The sequence below is a fragment of the Streptomyces flavofungini genome, assembly GCF_041028215.1.
Classification (GTDB): Bacteria; Actinomycetota; Actinomycetes; order Streptomycetales; family Streptomycetaceae; genus Streptomyces; species Streptomyces flavofungini_B.
In genome coordinates, this window is record NZ_JASKYR010000863.1 from 1 (window position 1) to 2,616 (window position 2,616).

4 protein-coding genes are annotated in these 2,616 nt (G+C 73.4%); 1 reads left to right on the forward strand and 3 read right to left on the reverse strand.

Annotated elements, in window-relative coordinates:
- From AB8Z36_RS35685 to yczE, 3 genes are all read right to left on the reverse strand, one after another.
- On the reverse strand, positions 1–675 hold a 675-nt coding region (locus AB8Z36_RS35685), incomplete at its 3' end, for an MFS transporter (RefSeq protein WP_369217541.1).
- Between the two features lie 43 nt (positions 676–718).
- On the reverse strand, positions 719–1,486 hold the full coding sequence (locus tag AB8Z36_RS35690) for a glycerophosphodiester phosphodiesterase (protein ID WP_369217542.1): 768 nt from the start codon (positions 1,484–1,486) through the stop codon (positions 719–721).
- Entirely contained in the window at positions 1,483–2,151 is a 669-nt protein-coding gene (gene yczE / locus AB8Z36_RS35695) for a membrane protein YczE (protein WP_369217543.1), read from the reverse strand. Before yczE ends, AB8Z36_RS35690 begins: the two co-directional genes overlap by 4 nt.
- 101 nt (positions 2,152–2,252) lie before the next feature.
- On the opposite strand from yczE, the gene AB8Z36_RS35700 reads away from it, so the two are divergent.
- Positions 2,253–2,616 (forward strand): GntR family transcriptional regulator (locus tag AB8Z36_RS35700; RefSeq protein WP_369217544.1); only part of this gene is annotated, 364 nt, incomplete at its 3' end.

Consider the following 2,616-nt stretch of genomic DNA (forward strand, 5'->3'; position numbering starts at 1 on the left):
GTCCCGCAGCCGCCGCAGGGGTACGAGGGTGAAGGCGCCCCACCACACGCCCGCCGACGCCAGGCAGATGCGGACCGCCGTCCCCTCCGAGACGCCGAAGCTGTCGTGGGCCAGGAACAGCACCAGGTTCAGGACGAGGACGAGCGCGCCCGCGGCGTAGCCGAAGGCCCAGCCGCGCGAGGAGACCGCGTCCCGCTCGTGGGGGAGCGCGATCTGCGGCAGATAGGAGTTGTAGAGGACCATCGAGACGGCGAGCGAGGCATTGGCGACGATCAGCAGGAGGCCGCCGAGGAGGTAGCGGTCGCCGTCCAGGAAGAACATGCCCGTCGTCGCCGCCGCGCCCAGATAGGCGGCCGCCGCGAGGAGCGGCTTCTTGCGGCCGGTGCGGTCGGCGGACGCGGCCGCCACCGGCATCACGAAGACCGAGAGGATCACCGAGGCGGAGACGGCGTAGGCGAAGAACGAACCGGCGCGGACCGGGATGCCCAGCGGATGCACATACCCCTCGGGGTCGGCCGCGGCCTTGGCGATCTCCGTCAGGTAGGGGCCGAGGAAGACGGTCAGGACGCTCGTGGAGTAGACCGAGCACGCCCAGTCGTACACGTACCAGCCCTGCTGCTCGCGCCGCCGCCCGGCGCTCTCGGCCGTCGTCCCCCGCACGGTGTCGGTGCTCACCGGTGACCTCGCTGTTCCCCGTTCCGGAGCCGCCCCCGGGCGGTCAGACCCACAGCCCCCGGTCCTTCAGCACCTCGCGCAGCGTCTCGATGTGATCGGAAACTATGCCATCCACGCCCAGGTCGAGAAGGGCGGCCATCCGGGCGGCGTCGTTCACCGTCCACACGTGCACCCGCAGCCCGCGCGCGTGGGCCGCGCGGACGAAGCGGCGGTCGACCACCCGGATGCCGGCGTGCGTCTCGGGCACCTGCGCGCAGACCGCCGAGCGGCGCGGGGCGGCGGGCACCCCGCAGGAGAGCAGGCGCAGCGCCGCCACGCCCCGGGTGCCGAGGGAGGTGGCCAGGCGGGGCCCCGCCAGGCGCTGGGCCCTCGCCACCCGGCCCTCGGAGAAGGAACCGACGCAGACGCGGTCCCAGCTGTCGGTGCGGCCGATCAGATCGAGCAGCGGCAGGAGCGCGGGCTCCGCCTTCACGTCCACGTTCCAGCGCACCTCGGGAAAGGCCTGGAGGAGGTCCTCGAAGAGGGGCACCGGTTCGCCGCCCGCCACGCGCGCGCGTCGCACCTCGCGCCAGGGGAGGTCGACGATGCGTCCCCGCGCGTCCGTCACCCGGTCCAGCGTCGCGTCGTGGAAGGCCACCAGGCGGCCGTCGGAGGTGGCGTGCACATCCGTCTCCATGTAGCGGTAGCCCAGCTCCGCCGCCCGCCGGAAGGCGGTCAGGGTGTTCTCCAGGCCGTCCGCCGCGCCCCCGCGGTGGGCGAGGGCGAGCGGTCCCGGGTGGTCGAGATAGGGGTGTCGTACGCGCGAGGTCACGGCCGCAGTATCGCCTGCTCGGAGGGACCCCCGGCGGCCACCACCTGTCCGGCGCCCGGCGAGGGGAGGGCGAAGAGGCGGAGGAAGTACTGGGCGAGCGGGCCGATCGAGAGGGCGTACAGGACCGTGCCCACGCCCACGGTGCCGCCGAGCGCGAAGCCGGTGGCGACGACCGCCACCTCGATCGAGGTCCGGATCAGCCGGACCGAGCGGCCGGTACGCGCGTGCAGGCCGGTCATCAGACCGTCCCTCGGCCCCGGGCCGAAGGCGGCCGAGATGTAGAGCCCGGTCGCCACGCCGTTGAGGAGGACTCCGGCGGCCAGCAGGGGGACGCGGAAGGCGAGCGTGCGGGCGTCAGGGAGCAGTGCCAGGGTGGCGTCCATCGCCAGTCCGCAGACGACGACGTTCGAGACCGTGCCGAGGCCGGGCCGCTGGCGCAGCGGAATCCAGAGCAGGAGCACGGCCGCGCCCACCACGATCGAGACGACGCCGATGGAGCGACCGGTCAGTTCGGCGAGACCCTGGTTGAGCACGTTCCACGGCTCGGGCCCGAACCCCGCCTCGATCATCAGGCTCGAACTCACGCCGTACAGGGCGAGGCCTCCGTAGAGCTGGACCAGGCGTCTGGGAAGGAGGGAACGCGGATGGCGCGCGGTACGGGACAAGGAAAACTCCTCCGGTAGTGCTGGTGGCCCGACACATGACACCCTGTGGCTTGGAAGCAGGCCACAACCATGGCCAATTCGGGGAAGGTGGACCGGTCATCATGGCTCAGTGGACTTCGGCGATGGGCTCGGCTCAGCTCGCCAGGCTCCTCGCCTCCCAGCAGGCCAGGCCCGGCGGCACGGGCACGCGCCGCCCGCCGGCCTATCGCGCGCTCGCCGACGGTATCCGGCTGCTCGTGCTCGAAGGCCGCGTTCCGGTCGCCGCCCGGCTGCCCGCCGAGCGGGAGCTCGCCGTGGCGCTCGCCGTCAGCCGCACCACCGTCGCCGCCGCCTACGAGGCGCTGCGCACCGAGGGGTTCCTTGAGTCCCGCAGGGGAGCGGGGAGCTGGACGGCCGTCCCCGCGGGCAATCCGCTGCCCGCGCGCGGCCTGGAACCGCTGCCGCCCGAGGCGCTCGGCTCCATGA